General features: G+C 53.6%; 20 protein-coding genes and 1 pseudogene. 7 read left to right on the forward strand and 14 right to left on the reverse strand.

From position 1 onward, the window contains the following. Positions 1-355: 355 nt before the first annotated feature. Positions 356-997 (forward strand): hypothetical protein, encoded by a 642-nt coding sequence (locus tag ACKVOS_RS03585; protein WP_409210644.1) that lies wholly within the window; start codon positions 356-358, stop codon positions 995-997. A gap of 68 nt (positions 998-1,065) precedes the next feature. Here ACKVOS_RS03585 and ACKVOS_RS03590 read toward each other — a convergent pair whose 3' ends face one another. Then, complete coding sequence (locus tag ACKVOS_RS03590) at positions 1,066-1,374, reverse strand: hypothetical protein (protein ID WP_409210645.1); 309 nt, start codon at positions 1,372-1,374, stop codon at positions 1,066-1,068. Between the two features lie 207 nt (positions 1,375-1,581). Then, on the reverse strand, positions 1,582-2,346 hold the full coding sequence (locus ACKVOS_RS03595; protein ID WP_409210646.1) for an AraC family transcriptional regulator: 765 nt from the start codon (positions 2,344-2,346) through the stop codon (positions 1,582-1,584). A 376-nt stretch (positions 2,347-2,722) separates the two neighbouring features. On the opposite strand from ACKVOS_RS03595, the gene ACKVOS_RS03600 reads away from it, so the two are divergent. Further along, positions 2,723-3,145, forward strand: coding sequence for a hypothetical protein (locus tag ACKVOS_RS03600; RefSeq protein ID WP_409210647.1), 423 nt, complete (start codon positions 2,723-2,725; stop codon positions 3,143-3,145). Then, entirely contained in the window at positions 3,142-4,128 is a 987-nt protein-coding gene (locus ACKVOS_RS03605; RefSeq protein ID WP_409210648.1) for an NAD(P)-dependent alcohol dehydrogenase, read from the forward strand. Before ACKVOS_RS03600 ends, ACKVOS_RS03605 begins: the two co-directional genes overlap by 4 nt. Positions 4,129-4,357: 229 nt before the next feature. Here ACKVOS_RS03605 and ACKVOS_RS03610 read toward each other — a convergent pair. After that, positions 4,358-4,525: pseudogene (locus ACKVOS_RS03610) on the reverse strand (IS110 family transposase); the annotation flags it as partial. Between the two features lie 203 nt (positions 4,526-4,728). On the opposite strand from ACKVOS_RS03610, the gene ACKVOS_RS03615 reads away from it, so the two are divergent. The 3 genes from ACKVOS_RS03615 to ACKVOS_RS03625 are packed head-to-tail and all read left to right on the forward strand — an operon-like array spanning position 4,729 to position 6,070. Continuing rightward, positions 4,729-5,160, forward strand: coding sequence for a MarR family winged helix-turn-helix transcriptional regulator (locus ACKVOS_RS03615; RefSeq protein WP_409210649.1), 432 nt, complete (start codon positions 4,729-4,731; stop codon positions 5,158-5,160). After that, entirely contained in the window at positions 5,157-5,495 is a 339-nt protein-coding gene (locus ACKVOS_RS03620) for a hypothetical protein (RefSeq protein WP_409210650.1), read from the forward strand. The genes ACKVOS_RS03615 and ACKVOS_RS03620 overlap by 4 nt, the downstream gene beginning before the upstream one ends. Next, on the forward strand, positions 5,492-6,070 hold the full coding sequence (locus ACKVOS_RS03625; RefSeq protein WP_409210651.1) for an isochorismatase family protein: 579 nt from the start codon (positions 5,492-5,494) through the stop codon (positions 6,068-6,070). Before ACKVOS_RS03620 ends, ACKVOS_RS03625 begins: the two co-directional genes overlap by 4 nt. A gap of 290 nt (positions 6,071-6,360) precedes the next feature. Here the strand turns inward: ACKVOS_RS03625 and ACKVOS_RS03630 are convergent, their stop codons facing one another. The 8 genes from ACKVOS_RS03630 to ACKVOS_RS03665 all read right to left on the reverse strand — a co-directional run bounded on the left by ACKVOS_RS03630 (position 6,361) and on the right by ACKVOS_RS03665 (position 11,950). Further along, complete coding sequence (locus ACKVOS_RS03630; RefSeq protein WP_409210652.1) at positions 6,361-7,050, reverse strand: hypothetical protein; 690 nt, start codon at positions 7,048-7,050, stop codon at positions 6,361-6,363. Next, complete coding sequence (locus tag ACKVOS_RS03635) at positions 7,047-7,616, reverse strand: hypothetical protein (protein ID WP_409210653.1); 570 nt, start codon at positions 7,614-7,616, stop codon at positions 7,047-7,049. Before ACKVOS_RS03635 ends, ACKVOS_RS03630 begins: the two co-directional genes overlap by 4 nt. 187 nt (positions 7,617-7,803) lie before the next feature. After that, a complete protein-coding gene (locus ACKVOS_RS03640; RefSeq protein WP_409210654.1) occupies positions 7,804-8,922 on the reverse strand; it encodes an AAA family ATPase in 1,119 nt (372 codons plus the stop codon). Further along, complete coding sequence (locus ACKVOS_RS03645; RefSeq protein ID WP_409210655.1) at positions 8,906-9,490, reverse strand: hypothetical protein; 585 nt, start codon at positions 9,488-9,490, stop codon at positions 8,906-8,908. The genes ACKVOS_RS03640 and ACKVOS_RS03645 overlap by 17 nt, the downstream gene beginning before the upstream one ends. Beyond that, positions 9,490-9,723 (reverse strand): hypothetical protein, encoded by a 234-nt coding sequence (locus ACKVOS_RS03650; protein ID WP_409210656.1) that lies wholly within the window; start codon positions 9,721-9,723, stop codon positions 9,490-9,492. Before ACKVOS_RS03650 ends, ACKVOS_RS03645 begins: the two co-directional genes overlap by 1 nt. Next, on the reverse strand, positions 9,723-9,896 hold the full coding sequence (locus tag ACKVOS_RS03655) for an excisionase family DNA-binding protein (protein WP_409210657.1): 174 nt from the start codon (positions 9,894-9,896) through the stop codon (positions 9,723-9,725). The genes ACKVOS_RS03650 and ACKVOS_RS03655 overlap by 1 nt, the downstream gene beginning before the upstream one ends. A 74-nt stretch (positions 9,897-9,970) precedes the next feature. Next, positions 9,971-10,693 carry a hypothetical protein gene (locus ACKVOS_RS03660; protein ID WP_409210658.1) on the reverse strand — a complete coding sequence of 241 codons (723 nt, stop codon included), beginning with the start codon at positions 10,691-10,693 and terminating at the stop codon, positions 9,971-9,973. 30 nt (positions 10,694-10,723) lie between these two features. Further along, the gene (locus ACKVOS_RS03665) at positions 10,724-11,950 is read right to left on the reverse strand and encodes a tyrosine-type recombinase/integrase (protein WP_409210659.1); all 1,227 of its coding nucleotides are present in this window, start codon (positions 11,948-11,950) and stop codon (positions 10,724-10,726) included. 367 nt (positions 11,951-12,317) lie between these two features. On the opposite strand from ACKVOS_RS03665, the gene chrA reads away from it, so the two are divergent. Then, positions 12,318-13,631: a chromate efflux transporter gene (gene chrA / locus ACKVOS_RS03670; RefSeq protein WP_409210660.1), complete on the forward strand. Its 1,314-nt coding sequence runs from the start codon at positions 12,318-12,320 to the stop codon at positions 13,629-13,631. A 16-nt stretch (positions 13,632-13,647) separates the two neighbouring features. On the opposite strand, the gene ACKVOS_RS03675 is transcribed toward chrA, so the two are convergent. The 3 genes from ACKVOS_RS03675 to ACKVOS_RS03685 all read right to left on the reverse strand — a co-directional run bounded on the left by ACKVOS_RS03675 (position 13,648) and on the right by ACKVOS_RS03685 (position 15,422). Then, positions 13,648-13,998, reverse strand: a complete 351-nt coding sequence (locus tag ACKVOS_RS03675; RefSeq protein WP_409210661.1) for a hypothetical protein — start codon at positions 13,996-13,998, stop codon at positions 13,648-13,650. A gap of 84 nt (positions 13,999-14,082) precedes the next feature. After that, on the reverse strand, positions 14,083-14,130 hold the full coding sequence (locus ACKVOS_RS03680; protein WP_409210699.1) for a hypothetical protein: 48 nt from the start codon (positions 14,128-14,130) through the stop codon (positions 14,083-14,085). Then, positions 14,118-15,422, reverse strand: coding sequence for an amidohydrolase family protein (locus ACKVOS_RS03685; RefSeq protein WP_409210662.1), 1,305 nt, complete (start codon positions 15,420-15,422; stop codon positions 14,118-14,120). Before ACKVOS_RS03685 ends, ACKVOS_RS03680 begins: the two co-directional genes overlap by 13 nt. Between the last annotated feature and the right edge of the window lies 1 nt (position 15,423).

Consider the following 15,423-nt stretch of genomic DNA (forward strand, 5'->3'; position numbering starts at 1 on the left):
TGTTGTGGTTTGCGGACAGGCAGCTTTCAGGAGGTTGAGGCCAGTAGCAGTCATTCATACAATTTTGGCGACGACAGCTTCGCGCCAAATGAACATGTTTAGCGACCTGCTACACGATCCCAAAAGCGGTCGTTCGTTCACAACTGCTAGGGGGATCTTTTCGAACAAGCGGCATTGGCGTTTAGCCGCCGGTCGCATCTAGTCGGCGGGAGGTTCACCGCCTTTCACCTAGATTGCGGAGAGCGCCTGTCTAATGCCCGCCACTGCTTTACATACCAGCGCAATTCAGAATAAACAGCAGTTGGGATGGCTGCGCGGCTTTTGTCACAGTACGAACCAAGAGCGGGGGAATAACATGATCAAATCGTTGCGGCGACTTCTGGCGACCACCTACGGAGAGCATCGCGGTCTTTTTGGGAAGTTCGCGTTTGAGCTAGTGGTTGTGTTCATTGGTGTCACAGCCGCTTTTGCAATAGAGAATTGGCGGCAGGAGGCCGAAGAAGCGCGCTATCGATCAACAGTGGTTGTCGCAGTGGGGCAGACATTTGGGAGCGTTGCCACGCATGGACGCGGAATAAGCCGTGCAATTTCCGATAAGCTCCGTGTTTTCGACGACGGTGTAGCGCGAGGCGACCAGCCTAAACTACCCGTCTACCGTGAGCCGGGTGGTGAAGGGCCCCCAACCCAAATCTGGGACGGGCTCATGTCGACGGGTGCCTTGAAAGCCCTGAAGCCTGATATGGTTTGGCGTTTGGCTGCATTTTACAATGAGTTAAACTCTGTTGGGGACCGCTACCTCCGCTACAACGCCGTCACCGAGACACTTGTCTTCGGGCTAGATCCCGACCAGGCAGACGCTTGGGTGGATGGGCGGCTTAAGCCTGAGTTTCGCGCCTACGTCGAACAGTTGCGCGAGCTGCGGGCCGCGAATGACAGCGTCATCCGGAAAGCCGATCGGCTTCGTCGCGACATAGAACTAGATAACGCAAAGCACTGATCCGGTCCTGTCTGCTTTGTTGTCGAACACGGACTCTTCTGCAGCTAATTCACGACGGAATTTTTGGATCAATCATTATCGTAGAAGATGTGCCCACGATTGTCGGGCTTCAGTAATCGGAAAAAGGGTGCTGGCGTAACTTGTTCTGCATTCAGTTCCAACTTGACTTGGTTCGAATTGAGCCAACCGGTTTGCCGCTCAAGGTTATCGCGGACACGGCGGAAAGCGGTGTCCTGAGCGGAACTGATCGAGGATGCCAATACAAAACGGTGACAATAGAAACCCAATGGTTGCCACGTGTCACCTTCGTCATTATTCGGCGGTGCGGCGGCGGACCATTCCAATCGGCCATGGATCACGACATAGTAACATTGCATTCAAACCAAGATATACGGCGCGCCCACAAAAACAATACCGCCAGAAGCCGAACGTCCGCTTTGTTGTCGTGACCGGAAAGTCCGGTTAGGCAGCTTTGTTGTGGGGAGCGGACTGTCGGCTTTTGCCGAGATAATCGCAAAAGCAGACCCTCGGCGAGCCTAGGAATCAAATATGGTGACCTCGGACTTGTCCGAGGTCCGAGCCACCTAATTGTGGAGCAGACTTAGCGCAGCGGCGGGTAGCCCGAAGGTGCGCCTGAATGTCCTGCTGAAATGCGCAGAATCGGCAAAACCTGCTTCATGGGCAGCTTCAGTCAGCGAAATGCCTCGGGCATAGAGCGCAACGGCGCGCTCGAGCCGCAGCCACAGCACAAAGGTTTTGAAAGGAAGACCTGTTTGCGCCGCAAAAACATGTCGCGCCCGACTGTCAGAGAGACAGACATGATCCGCAGCAGATGGCAATGTAACGGTGTTTTCAAGGTTCTTTCGCGCATATGCAATCATTGCGAGCGCCCGCTGATCGGGTAAGGCTGTTCCATCCGCCTTCGGCAGTGCCTCCATAATTTGCTGGCCCAAACACAGCAGTTCCTCCTCGGCAAAGCCACTGCGAAAGCATCTGCGAAGGTCTTCGAGCGACGAAGCGAACGGCCCGCTGGTAACGTTTGCCCATCGCCGGTGCGCGAACAGAGTCTTGCCGAGTGCGCGGCCCACCGAACTTTCCGGTGCCACGAACAGCAAAGCGACAGCCCCGCTTGCTCTGAAACTATGCGACGTGTCGGACCAGACTGCGGCGACAGGCCCTGTCAGGCATTCGCTCGAAACGCCGATTTCGAATGACCCTTCAAGTTGGAACGTGATCTGTATCGCATGATGCGCATGAGGTTGAAGTTCGGCGGCTTCTTGCTCAACCTTCAGCAACCAAAGACTTGCGCCCTCCCAAAAGACGATGCGCCCTCTGCCGACGACAGTCATAGCCTATACCTCCGTTACTCTCGACGCGCCGACGGCGCATGCAGGCTTCGGGCAAGCTGACTGAATTTAGCCGCTATGTTCAATCAACTGCTCAGGGTTCATCGTATCATATGAACTCCACTAACCTAACGATGGAGTTCACCATGATCAAGAAATGCACATGTAATCCGTGCACTTGCGCCCCCACATGCAAGTGCGCCACCCAGCTCAAAGCCTGTAAGTGCGGGCCGTCGTGCAAATGCGGCGAGGCATGTAACTGCGCGAAATAACCTTCTCGCGGCGGAGCATTCCTTTCTGGCCTTTGGGCGAGTACATGCATCCAGTGTTCCCAGCACAAACGCTCCGTCGCGACAACGCTCAAAGGGAAGGAGGTCTTATGGAATATCTCGTCGGCGTGATCCTTGGTCTGGCAGTCGGTGGTTTTGCCGCGACGAGCGGCTTTGACCGCGACCGCGCCTTTTACCCGACGGTCCTGATTGTGATCGCTTCCTACTACGCGTTGTTTGCAGTGATGGGTGAGTCACCCTACTCGACACTGGCGATTGAGATTGCAGTCGGGTTGGTGTTTTCAGTTTTTGCGATACTCGGCTTCAGAAAGAGTCTGTGGCTGGCAGCCGCTGCTCTCGTCGGTCATGGCTTCTTTGATTTTTTCGTCCATCAAGCACTTGTCACGAACCTTGGTATGCCATTGTGGTGGCCTGGCTTTTGCGGCGCAATTGACCTCGTGATCGGGGGATGGTTAGCGAGCCGACTTTGGAAGGCGTCGAGGACAGTGCGCCGTGAGGGCTCCTTAACGTGAAAGCGATTGTTCGCGAAACATACGGCTCTCCCAGCGTGTTAAGGCTCGATGACGTTCCGACTCCCATTGTTGGTGACGATGATGTGCTGGTGCGCGTCCACGCGGCATCTGCAAATGCAGGCGACTGGCACCTTCTCCGCGGAACGCCGATTCCGTTCCGGCTGGTGGCTGGCCTGAACACGCCCAAATACAAAATCATCGGCAGTGATATAGCGGGAACGGTTGAAGCGGTTGGTCGCAACGTTTCCCAGTTCAAGCGCGGAGATGAAGTTTTCGGTGAAGTCTCTCGTTGTGGGTTCGGCGCGTACGCCGAGTATGTAGCGGCCCGTGAATGTGCATTGGCGCTGAAGCCAACAAACCTCTCTTTCGAAGAAGCTGCCTCAGTTCCAACATCGGGCTGCACCGCGCTTCAGGGGCTTCGAAAGGGCAAGATTCAGTCCGGGCAGAAGGTAGCGATTCACGGCGCCTCTGGCGGTGTTGGGACGTTTGCGGTGCAAATTGCCAAGGCATTGGGAGCGGAAGTGACCGGTATCTGTAGCACGAAAAAAGTCGAGATGATCCGCACGATTGGTGCCGATCACGTGCTCGACTACACACTCGCGGATTTTGTGAACTCCAACCCGAAGTTTGACCTGATTTTGGCCGCGAACGGCGACAGGTCTATTTTGGACTATCGACGTACGCTGACTCCTACTGGTCGATACGTGATGAGTGGTGGGTCGAACCGCCAACTATGTGAAGCGTTGCTCCTCGGCCCGCCGCTTTCGATCGCCCGCCAAAAATTGGGAAACCTGCTGGCGAAGCCCAACCAGTCGGACCTGATGGTGTTGAAAGATCTTATTGAAGCGGGAAAAGTGCGGCCTGTCATAGAGCGCAGCTACCGGCTGAGCGAAGTACCCGACGCTATCCGGTACCTCGAATCCGGGCATGCAAGTGGAAAGTTGGTGGTTGCCATGCCGCTAAAGTACGATTTGAGTCTGTGAGATCTTTTTTGACAGGCAACACACGAGACTGTCTTCAAAGCGATGAACGAACGGTCGCTTTCAGAGCTCGGCAGGTGGCAGTGCTGTTTCCACTTTTGGGTCGTGTTCGGTTAGTCCGCTTTTATCGCATATTCTCGGAAAGCTGCCTTTCATTCAGCTTATGAACAAAGGGCAGCTAACGAGGATTGGAAAATGTTGCCTGAATGTCTGGAAAGTTGGGGGGGCGGACTGTCCCGCAGGCCTCTGCACCAACCAGGCATGGCGGCAGCTTCTCGAAGAAGGGCAACATCTGCGCCCTTCGCAGCGTTTTGCGGACGACAACCTCGCCGGTCGCGTCAATTGCGTGAATCTGAAAAACGTTCTTGGCCAAATCGAGGCCGATTGTGCTAATATCCATGGCGGATGGCTCCTTTGCTCGGGTTTGCATGACAGCAACCCATCTTGGCACTTAAATGCCGTGAGCGGGAGCCATCCACCTCATCCGCTATTTGACTCTGTTATGCGAAAGCTGCCGTTGGGTGTGACTTATGCTGATTGTCCGCAAAGGTCAGTCTGATCACAAAAGATTGACCATATCGTATATAACGATATAGTCTTTTTATGCGACATGATTCGAACTTTGAAATTGCACACGACATTTCCCGAAACTTCGCGGCAATCTATCATCGATGCCATCCGCGATACACGATTGCGCTTAGCCACCAGAGCGTGCGTGTGTTGCAACTTCTCCATGAAGAGCGAGCAGTACAAGTTCAGCGGGTCGCAGAATTCCTAGGCTGCGCGGCGAATACGGCGTCAGAGCTCATCAGTCGTATGGTGAGCAAAGGGCTTATCGAGAAGCAGCGCTCTGAAGCAGATGAGCGGGTTGTGCGTCTTTGTCTGACCGATGCTGGAACAGCAGCATTTGATGAGCATGTCGGGCTAGACGTTCTGCGCTTGGCGCGGGCCCTTGCACTTGGTGATGATCAGGCAGCCAACGACATTCAAACCGCTTTTGCGAAGCTGCTCAACCTGATTGAAACCGCAAAATGATCATGTCACTGCTTGCCAAGTCGGCCTTGTCCGGCGTGATCGTGCTGCTAATTCTCATGGTTGCCAACACCAATCTGAAGCTGGCGGGCTGGTTGACGGCAATGCCGATGATTACTGCCCTCTCACTTGGTTGGCTATGGCTAGAAGGCAATCGAAGTCCCGTCATGACAACTTACCTGACTGGAGTGTTGATTGGTGTCGGGCACACAGCAATCCTGCTTGGAACGATCCTGTTACGCGTCAAAGCTGGGGCTAGTCTGCCAATGTCCTTACTGACTGGCGCGGTCGTTTGGGCGTTCGCTTCGATGGTCATTTATCAGGCAAAGATCATATGACGCACACAAGTTTTTGGGGTCACCGACCCGCCCTTCTTGGCATTGATATGCAAGTCGGCATATTGCGGGGATGTGGTGGAGAAGATCAAACTGCAGCAGACGCCGCGCTTTACGAAATGCTCACCCGAGTTGCGACCGTCCAGGCGCGATGCCGCAACCTCGGTGTCCCAGTTCTGCATGTCCAACATCGTGGCGGTACCGGGCACCGGCTTGATCCGGCGTCCGATGGCTGGGAAATAGATCCTGTCGTTGCGCCTCAAGGGTCAGAGGTGGCGATTTCAAAGAGCTGGTGTGATGCATTTTTCGAGACCGATGTTGACAGGCGATGCCGCGCATTGGGTATCGAAACCTTGATTGTCGCGGGCTGCATGACGCAATTTTGCATCGATACAAGCTGTCGGCGCGCATTGAGCCTTGGCTATAATGTGGTCTTACTGGGGGATGGCCATATGAATGCGGGCTCTCCCAACCTCTCGTTCCGGCAGGTCATCGACCACCATAATGCAACCCTCGCACAAGTCGATGCCGGCAGCGTGTCCCTTCGCGTCCACAGTTCCATAGAAATGCTAGGTTAGATATAGCTGCTACGGAATCGCGGTGGCAGGTGTAACGTCCCCAAATAATGTCCGCTTACAAGGACGACAATAAACTTAACCAAAGACCGAAAAGCTGTCGTGTCCCGACGGTCCGCTTTTATCGCATATTCTCGGAAAGCTGCCGTCACGATGACCGGCATAACTTTGAAAATTTGAGGCCACCCATCCGTATCAAAAATGGGCGGCCTCTCGGTCGGAAGCGATAGGGAGAAAAAGGAAAGCCCTGCCGCTTGTGACGGTTTGAACCGTCCGACCAATTCCGTTGCGGCCTAAACGGGCACAAACTTCGGCGCGAGATACGGCCTGCCAATTTGTAGCGGCAGGCCCACAGCAAGAATATCACCCCTTTCGCGAAGTCCGGTGAGCAACTTCACGGTTTCAGGCGGAACCTCAATTGCCGCCCGATTTTCGGCCGACAGTATGCCCTTGAAATCCAGAATTACTGCCACAGCATCATCAAGACTGGCAGCGGCATTCCGCGAAGAATGATTGCCGGTTGCCCTCTCTATCGCCGAAAGCGATGCCCATGCCGCGACAAGAGTTCGAGCAGCCAAAACGGCCTCTTTCGTCAATTCGGTCGCAACTGTTTCGAATATCGGGGCAGCGCGTGATTTGGCCTCTGCCTGCAATGCCCTTCGAGTGTGATAGGCATCATCAACCCGCCGCCGCAACACTGCCAATCCGGATCGCAATTGATCCCGCTCGGCTTCCAAGGCTGTAGCATTCGGCGTGTCCGAAGCCTGTCCATTCATCAATCGGTTGGCAATTTCCTCACCGTCCAGACCTCGCCAATCGGATAAGGTGCGGGCAATTTCCGACAGCCGCGCTTCTGCCTTTTCCGCCGCTGTAATGGCATCCTTGGCATTGGCGTCGATCTGAGCAAGCCGTGACTCGATATCGGACATATCCAGCGCCGCGATAGCCTTGGCGGTGCTTGCCAGTGTGGACGGCGCAATCATGCCGAACCTCCGAATCCGTTCATGGTGTTCACTTTGGCAACCGCTTTGGCCCAGCCGGTAGCAACGGCGCTTTCAGGTGCTGCAGGTTCATCAGGTTCATCATTGAAGCCTGCCATCCGGTTTGCCTTCGATGCGGCGCGCTTCCACGCTGCATCGGTTTCTCTAGCCTCCACAACGGCATCCGGCTCGACGCTTTTCAATTGGGCGATGATTTCCGATGCTGAGGCTTTCGTCATGTGTAACAGTTTACCAGCCGCCTTCTTTTTGCCGTTCGAAGCAGGATTGTCGAACACTGCATTGATCCGCGCATTCGTGGCCTCAGCAGCTATTGGGGCGGCCGATTTGATGGGTAATTTTGGTGCAGCGGGTGCGACCGTTGTGGATGCTTTTGCGCTTGATGCTGGCAAGAGCGGACGAAACTCGGGCAGTCGTTTGCTATATTTGGCATCCGTCGAAGGGACGAGCGCCTCGCCCTTGCCGCGATTGCGATAATCACCTGGGTCGCCCCAGTTTATCGGTTCAATGATTGCGCCGCGGTTGGCGGACAGGTTGGCAAATCTACTCATATCAAATTCCTTTCAGTTTAAATATTGCTGGCCAAATCCCCTTCGGGGAGGGCCAAACTTAGGTGTAAGCCCTCCCCCGTAGGGGGAGGTGTGTGCGTTGTGCGTATTTGTGCGGGGTTTGTGCGGAGCTCGTGCATCCTTTTGTGCAGGCTTTGTGCAGGGCTTTGTGCAGGGCTTTGTGCACTATTCACAGCGTGTATCCCGCTCTCACAAGACCATATTTCACGGTCCGGTTTGAGTATTTCTGAACGGGTTTGTTGGCCTCAATAACACCCAAAGACAAAAGCCGATTTAGGGCTCGCTCGAATGCTTCTTTGGGCATCCCTCTGGATTCGGGCATCGATGCGAAAACCTTGGGAGCATTGTTCGACCCGACCGCATGACTGACATTCCGTCCTTGCGCGATTGACGCATCAAGGCACTCCAAAAAGCGATCATTCTCTTGAACGATCGCAGCGGCGTGAGCCATTTCAGCAACGTAATCGCTTGGCAGTTCGTTATCGCAAACGAATGCGCCCTTGTGCCATCTAAAGGTCAGGGCTTCGCCTTTGGGGCCATAGTTGAATTTGGACCGGCTCAGAGTGCGGGAATCGGGGTCGGTATATCCGTCGCGCTCGGAAGCGGTATCCATGTAGAGGCGTGATCGAACGGCATTTTCCCAAGCCGTTGACCCTGAAAATTCGTCCCCTGCTTTATTCGGGTGCCCGATGAGCAATACTGAACCGTTCATCATTTCGGCCAATCGGTCGCATTTGCCAATGAAAGCAGATACCACATATCGGTCGTTTTCATTGCCAGCCAGCAGATGCGCCACATTATCTAGCGCCATTGCCTCGATGCCAGTAACCTCGATCATGCCGGCAATCTCTTCGAACAATGGAAGTATGGTTGTTTCCACACCAAAGCTCACAAGAGCAGCGCTTCGACCCTTCAAGCTGACAAGGTGTAACCAGCCGTCTAAATCAGTCATGGTGATGCCTAGCGCGTCGTTTATGGCCGATTGGCGACGATGCAATTCCTCGACGTCATCCTCGGCTGTGATGTAAGCAGCCCGCACGCGCTTGACGGGCTGGCCTAAGAAGGGTTTACCAACTGCGGCAGCTGTCATGGCTTGCTGCGCGATGAGGGATTTGCCCACCGAGCCCTTGCCAGTGAGATAAGTGGTGCCCTTTGCGAGTATCCACTGATCAATAAGCCAATGCCGCTTCGGAAGTTCTAAACCTTCCCAGATGGAAGGATTAATCGTGGCAAGACATGGCCGTACCACAGCGCGTTGAATCGCGTCCAAGCTACGCGGCGCGGCCATGTTTGACCTCCGTTCCCAATATCTTTGGCTTTCGTTCGGGCTGGCTCAAAATAGCGCTTAGCTGCTGATGTACGTTCGGATGATCGCAGCGGATTATGTCAAACAATGCCAGTTTACGAATTTGCGAGACAGCGGACCAATCCAAAATGACGGCTCCGTTACCTCCATTGCGAATCCAGTCGAGCGGAGTCGCGTGCAACGTGATTTCGCGAAATCCGTCCCAGAGAGGAGGCTCTTGTATTGCATCGATACCCAGCACCCAACCATCGCCGTTGCGCCAACGCAAGGCGGATGGGGCGAGTGTACGCCACGCAATTAAGTCGACGATCTCGCCTTCGTCCATTACGGGCATTATGACAGCGTCAATACCGTAAGGTTCGGACGTTGGCTCGAAAAACTGCTTTCCGCGCATATCGCACCTCATGACTCCAAACGGAGCTTGTTTCGCGCCAATGGCCGCTATGGCGGGTGCAGTGCATCCCAGCCGTTCCATTGCCGCCAAATGCCTGCCAGTGACGGCGGACACTGCCCTTTGCATCTCGTCATAAATGTCGAACAGGCGAGACATTACGCGGCCTCTTTGGTTTCAATTGCGGCGCGAATAATCGCAGAATACAATCGCGGCATCGCAAAGGCGGTCAGCACAATGTTGCAAATCCAATCCTTCTGTTCATCCGTTTTGTTATTTGGACCGAAAACCAAATCAGGCTTGCCATTATCGCCGGTGACAATCCAAAATTCGCAGCCAACGCTTTTGAGCTTGGCAACTATGCGACGCGCTTTGGGAAGACTGCTTGCCATCACGCGGCCTTGTCATTGCCGATGTTGAGCAGTGCTTCACGGGGTATGAGCCGCTTCCCGCCAACTTTAACTGAGCGAAGTTCACCCTTGCGGATCATTTCGAAAATAGTCGACTTTTTGAAAGGGATTATCTGCGTCGATTCATCGACGGTGTAAAATGGACGTTTAAGCATTTTGCCATCTCCTGATTGGATGACATCACTTTAAAATGGGGGTATCTGGAAATCAGTGGGAATTAAACGAGAGTTTAGTCCGGAGCATAATCGTCGCTTGGCACCTTTCTCAATATCAGATGCGCATATTCGTAAATATCGCTTTTATCCGGCGCGTTGCCGATTCCATGAAACATTTCAAAAATGTCTGTAAGATGTCTCACAATCTCTGCGGCGCCTGATTTTAACAGTGCGGGTTTGCGCGCGACATCAACAGTAAACTGCGCCTTTACCTGATCCCATTGCCATGACTTCACTCGTCCCGGTGCCTTGGGTTCCGCCTTTTGCGACCATACAATGGACCAGCGTCTATCGACCACCAATGCTTCTAAATGGGGGCGAGAAAAATACACGCCGCGTGCGAGCTGCCAAAGTTCGGCCTCAATGTGGTCTGAGAGGTAGTTCGTTTTAAAGAAGCGATATGGAAGGTCTGCCGCGTTCATTCGCCTGTTGACAAAAAATATGCCAGTCGAAAAGGACAACTCTGCATCGTGATCTACCGACATTTCATAACGCCAGAAGCCGTTTGGCGGGCTGTCGTTTGCGAAACATCCCGCCCCCTCAGGATCGACACTTTTAGATGCTCCAGATGGCAAATGGGCTAAAGCCGTTTCGGTGAACTCTGTGCACACAACAGGTAATCCCGCTTCCAGTATCATGCCGATAAGTGCTTTTCTAATTGTCAGGCCGCGCAGTGTCTCGAACCTGTTTTTGAGATTTGCGTACGCGTCTCCACATGCAATCCAATCATTGTCCATAGCTACCCCTTGGCCAACGCATCGACGGCGCTATGCCGCGGATTTTGCTTTATTGGGCAAGGCAGCAATATTGCTCCGCCCCTCCAAATAATTTCCCCAAGCGAATAGAAGCTTCGACCGCTTCTCTAAGAGTCCGCCTCGGTTGTACGATTTCTCGGTTTCGTCCTTCAGGGTGTGCGCCAAAGCCTTCTCAGCAATATCGCGGGTAAAGTTCGTTTTGTCGGCGGCCCACGTCCTGAAAGTTGCGCGCCATCCGTGCACGGTTGTGTTTGGCGCAACCTCTTTTTGCGCCTTTGCCATCGTTGCATCCGACAGCGGCCGATTGCCCTTGCCTGCAAAGATCAGTTCATCCGGTCGGGTCGATTTACGTTGAATTGACCTGAGAAGTCCAACCGCCGCGGGGTTAAGCGGTTGGACATGCTCTTTCTTTGCCTTCATGCGGTTGGCAGGAATGGTCCAAACGGCCTTATCCAGATCGATTTCGGCCCATGTCGCGCCCCTTGTTTCGCCGGATCGCGCTGCGGTGAGAATGGTAAACATAAGCGCTTGCCTGCCCACGGTGACATTTTGCCCAGTCAGAATCTTATAAACATCGGGGGCATGATCGTAATCGACTGCGCTGAAATTGGATCCCGATGGCTGCGATGCTGAATCTAAGACTTGCTTAACGGCCCCTCTTGGAGCCCCAGTCGAACGCCATCCCAGCCCTTGCGAATATTCGAGAACCGCAAAAATACGCTGTCGCACTCGACGAGCGGTTTCTGGCTTAGCGGTCCAAATAGGTGACAGGGCTCGAACGATTGCTGCAGAGTCAATATCGTTGACGGGTACATCCCCTATGTGAGGTAAAACATATTCCGCGATAGTATTTTGCCATTGACCAACATGTTTCCCATTCCTCCATTTAGGCGACTTAAAAAGAAAGTACGCATCGGAAGCCTCACGAAAGGTTGTGGCGCCTACGCCCAAAGCGGCGGCTGCAGCTCGATCAGAAGCAATCTGATAAGCAACAGGGTCAAAGCCTTGTCGCCACCATTCACGCCATTGACGGGCCTTAATACGGGCATCCGCCACTCCAATATCAGGAGGCGAGCCTAGGCCAAAATCTCGACGCAGTATTTTTCCGGCCGGCAGAGTGCGAGCAAGCCTGAGAACCCATGATCGCGACCCCGTATCACGCACATAGAGATGCAGGCCACTGACCTGCCCGTCAAAGTGCCTACCAGTCTTGGCGGCGTTCACCTTTGCAACGGTCAAATCAGCTATATCGCGCTTTTTCCGTCTCGGTGCTCGGGGGGACTCGTCCAACATCACGTCCCTCAATTAATTGAGTTGATGCTGGATTGCAATGGATTAGTTTGGAATAGCTTGGAATTTCTCAGTTAGAATAAAACCGCATTATTCCATTTGTTTATCCGTGATACTTCCCATTTTTCAGCCAATTTTGGAGCGTGGAAAAAAACATAGTTCGACGGACACCCTGTCCGCCACATTTCCCTCGCATTGAATATTTAGTTCGAGCTACGCCCAATCCATCAGGACAAGGCAACTTCCCGAATAGGCGCTTCGCCCAAATGTTGTCTTTTTCGTTCGTTTTTTAGGGCGTTTAAGGCATGGAGTGAATATGGCGTCCCAAATAATGATCCCGGCTTTTTCGGAACTTACCCGTGTGTTTGCTCGCATAGGTTGTCTTAGCTTTGGCGGGCCGGCGGGGCAGATTGCGTTGATGCATCGCGAGCTTGTCGAAGAACGCAAATGGATTGGAGAAGAGCAATATCTTCACGCGCTCAACTTTTGTCACTTACTGCCCGGTCCAGAGGCGCAGCAACTCGCCACCTGGATTGGCTGGCGTCTGCATGGCGTGAAGGGCGGGTTGGTGGCGGGGTTGCTGTTTGTAATTCCAGGCGCATTGGTTATTTTGACGCTTTCCATTCTATATGCCTATGCTGCCAACCTAAGCTGGTTCGCGGCCTTGTTTCTCGGCATGAAATCCGCCGTTCTTGCTATTGTGGTGCAAGCGTTGATCCGCATCGGCGGACGTGCGCTGAACACGCGGTTTAAGCAAATTATGTCCGTGGCGGCTTTTGTGGCGCTGTTTTTCTTTAATCTTCCCTTCCCCCTTATCGTCCTCGGCGCCGGGTTCATCGGTATTGTAACGGCGAAGATTCTGCCTGAATATTTGGGCATAAAGGCAGGAAATGCCGCGCCTGTCGCAACAGCCCGGCCGTGGGGCAAAACGGCGCAGACGATTGCGCTGTGGCTGGCAATATGGGTTGCGCCCATGATAGTCGTGTTGCTGACGGTCGGGCAAGATCATGTTCTCTGGAAAATTGGCAGCTTTTTCTCCCAACTGGCGATCGTCACCTTTGGCGGGGCATACGCCGTGCTGGCCTATATGGCTCAGGAAGCCGTGCAAGGCTTTGGATGGTTATCGGCAGGCGAAATGGCCGATGGTTTAGGACTAGCTGAAACCACACCGGGGCCGTTGATCATGGTCACCCAATTTGTCGGTTTTCTGGCTGCATATCGGGCACCCGAACCATTTACACCACTTATCGCGGGATTGATTGGCGCTGGCTTGACCACATGGGTCACCTTCGCGCCTTGCTTCCTATGGATTTTCACCTTTGCCCCCTGGATCGAACGACTGGAGAATGCAGTATGGCTCAAGGGTGGGTTATCCACTTTAACGGCTGCCGTTGTCGGTGTGATTGCCAATTTGACTATCTGGTTCGCGCTGCATCTATTGTTCGCGCAAGTTAGCGAGCAATATGCCGGAGCAATTCGGCTCTACATTCCGGAATTGGATAGCTTTAACCCAAGCGCCGTCCTACTCTCGATTATGGCCGCAATTTTGATATTCCGTCTGAAATGGAACGTAATCAAAACCCTTGCCGTTACAAGCCTTACCGGTCTGGCTTTAGGGTTTATAGGTTAGGGCCTCGCGTTTAACGCTACTTCTCGATGGTGAGCTTGGCTCCGTTTTCAACATTTTCGTTGAAACTAGTGACCAGCGAATCCACGATCATCTGGACTTCTTCATTCGCAAATTTTTCCGCGTCTTTCTGGTTTGATCCATAGGACCGTTCTGACTTTATCAAGATGTCCCGATATGCGCCGCGCTCGGGTATACATGCCTCGTCCGCAATTTTTGTAAAACTGTTTGGCGGCGTCTTGTCGTCGATCGCCTTGTTATGCGCAACGATCATGCAATTGTTGAAGGCTTTGCGGGCATCATCCATTGGATCAGCCTTCATTGCGGCCATGCTCAGCATACTTGCGACGACCAAAGTCAACATATTCATAACCCCCAGCTACGTTTCCATTTCATCGGTTCTGTGAACCTTGAACCTAATGAATACCACATTCGCGACACAGATATCAATGCACTAACATCGTTGCAGGTAAGCTGAATGCGTGCAAATCACTCGATCAATTTGCCACTTTTTACAACTGCATCAACCGTCTCGAGTTCGCGCACATTGGTCAATGGATCGCCATCGACTGCAATGATATCGGCATAACGCCCAACCGCAATCGCGCCGACATCCTTATCACGACCCAGTGCCTGCGCGCCGTTGCGGGTGGCTGCCTGTATAGCCTCCATCGGAGTCATGCCATATTCGACCATAACACGGAATTGCTTTCCGATGTCGCCATGCGGCATGACGCCCGCATCCGATCCGAAGACCATCTTGACCCCAGCCTTATGCGCTTTACGAAAATTATCGCGTTGTATTTGAGCAACTTCGCGGTCTTTTCTAAGATTATCTTCAAGCACGCCATTCTTCGCACCCTCGGCCTGTGTATAATCAGTGTTGTAGATATCCATCGAGAACCAGACCGGACGTACCCGGGCAGCGGCAAGCTTGATGCCTTCATCGTCAACGAGGCTTGCATGTTCAATCGTATCAATCCCGGCCTTGATCGCTGCTTTTATACCGTCCCCGCCATGAGCATGGGCAGCGACACGTATACCCCATTGATGCGCTTCGTCGGCAATAACGCGAAGTTCGCTTTCGGTTAGTTGCTGCTGCCCCGGTTCGGTGTTGCGGGAAAACACGCCGCCCGTGGCGCACACCTTGATGACTTCTGCGCCATATTTGCGTTGTCGCCGGACTTGATAGCGCAGTTCATCAGGGCTGTCGGCGATGCCCTCTTCCTTTTCGGCCTTTTCGAGGCTCGGCGGTAGGAAGGTTGAGTCGCAATGCCCGCCGGTCGCACCCAGCGCATAGCCCGCTGGAATAATACGCGGCCCGATTGCGTAGTCGTTTTCAATCGCCTGCTTCAGGCCGATATCGTTGCGGTTGCCGGAACCTACATTGCGCACGGTGGTGAAGCCCGCCTTCAACATCGCATGTGCGTTGCCAACAGCCGTCATGCCCCAGAAACTGTCGGTAAACTCCAGCCCGCGATAGCCGCCAATATCTGCAGGGCCGTCCAGATGGACGTGCATATCGATCAGGCCGGGCAGCAATGTCTTGCCCGACAGGTTGATATGCTTGACGTCACTGCCCCATCTGACGGTACGAGCGTCGGCAATACTGGAAATCCGTCCGTCTTCGCCTACGAAAATGGCCGGGAACTCTACAACCTTGCCGGTCAGCACATCGACCATCTTGTCGGCGGTGATCACAACATTCTGGGCGTTCGCCGAGGTTGCAAAAAGTGCGGCACCGCACAGAGCTAAAACGCGCGCTTTTTTCCCAAAGTTCACAGTCATTTCCATG

It is taken from the genome of Sphingorhabdus sp., from assembly GCF_046154385.1.
Lineage (GTDB): Bacteria > Pseudomonadota > Alphaproteobacteria > Sphingomonadales > Sphingomonadaceae > Sphingorhabdus_B.

Excerpts from the sequence above, each read along its gene's own strand:
- ACKVOS_RS03585 (WP_409210644.1), top strand. The coding sequence starts at position 356 with ATGATCAAATCGTTGCGGCGACTTCTGGCGACCACCTACGGAGAGCAT.
- ACKVOS_RS03590 (WP_409210645.1), bottom strand. The coding sequence starts at position 1,374 with ATGCAATGTTACTATGTCGTGATCCATGGCCGATTGGAATGGTCCGCC.
- ACKVOS_RS03595 (WP_409210646.1), bottom strand. The coding sequence starts at position 2,346 with ATGACTGTCGTCGGCAGAGGGCGCATCGTCTTTTGGGAGGGCGCAAGT.
- ACKVOS_RS03600 (WP_409210647.1), top strand. The coding sequence starts at position 2,723 with ATGGAATATCTCGTCGGCGTGATCCTTGGTCTGGCAGTCGGTGGTTTT.
- ACKVOS_RS03615 (WP_409210649.1), top strand. The coding sequence starts at position 4,729 with ATGCGACATGATTCGAACTTTGAAATTGCACACGACATTTCCCGAAAC.
- ACKVOS_RS03620 (WP_409210650.1), top strand. The coding sequence starts at position 5,157 with ATGATCATGTCACTGCTTGCCAAGTCGGCCTTGTCCGGCGTGATCGTG.
- ACKVOS_RS03625 (WP_409210651.1), top strand. The coding sequence starts at position 5,492 with ATGACGCACACAAGTTTTTGGGGTCACCGACCCGCCCTTCTTGGCATT.
- ACKVOS_RS03630 (WP_409210652.1), bottom strand. The coding sequence starts at position 7,050 with ATGATTGCGCCGTCCACACTGGCAAGCACCGCCAAGGCTATCGCGGCG.
- ACKVOS_RS03635 (WP_409210653.1), bottom strand. The coding sequence starts at position 7,616 with ATGAGTAGATTTGCCAACCTGTCCGCCAACCGCGGCGCAATCATTGAA.
- ACKVOS_RS03640 (WP_409210654.1), bottom strand. The coding sequence starts at position 8,922 with ATGGCCGCGCCGCGTAGCTTGGACGCGATTCAACGCGCTGTGGTACGG.
- ACKVOS_RS03645 (WP_409210655.1), bottom strand. The coding sequence starts at position 9,490 with ATGTCTCGCCTGTTCGACATTTATGACGAGATGCAAAGGGCAGTGTCC.
- ACKVOS_RS03650 (WP_409210656.1), bottom strand. The coding sequence starts at position 9,723 with ATGGCAAGCAGTCTTCCCAAAGCGCGTCGCATAGTTGCCAAGCTCAAA.
- ACKVOS_RS03655 (WP_409210657.1), bottom strand. The coding sequence starts at position 9,896 with ATGCTTAAACGTCCATTTTACACCGTCGATGAATCGACGCAGATAATC.
- ACKVOS_RS03660 (WP_409210658.1), bottom strand. The coding sequence starts at position 10,693 with ATGGACAATGATTGGATTGCATGTGGAGACGCGTACGCAAATCTCAAA.
- chrA (WP_409210660.1), top strand. The coding sequence starts at position 12,318 with ATGGCGTCCCAAATAATGATCCCGGCTTTTTCGGAACTTACCCGTGTG.
- ACKVOS_RS03675 (WP_409210661.1), bottom strand. The coding sequence starts at position 13,998 with ATGAATATGTTGACTTTGGTCGTCGCAAGTATGCTGAGCATGGCCGCA.
- ACKVOS_RS03685 (WP_409210662.1), bottom strand. The coding sequence starts at position 15,422 with ATGGAAATGACTGTGAACTTTGGGAAAAAAGCGCGCGTTTTAGCTCTG.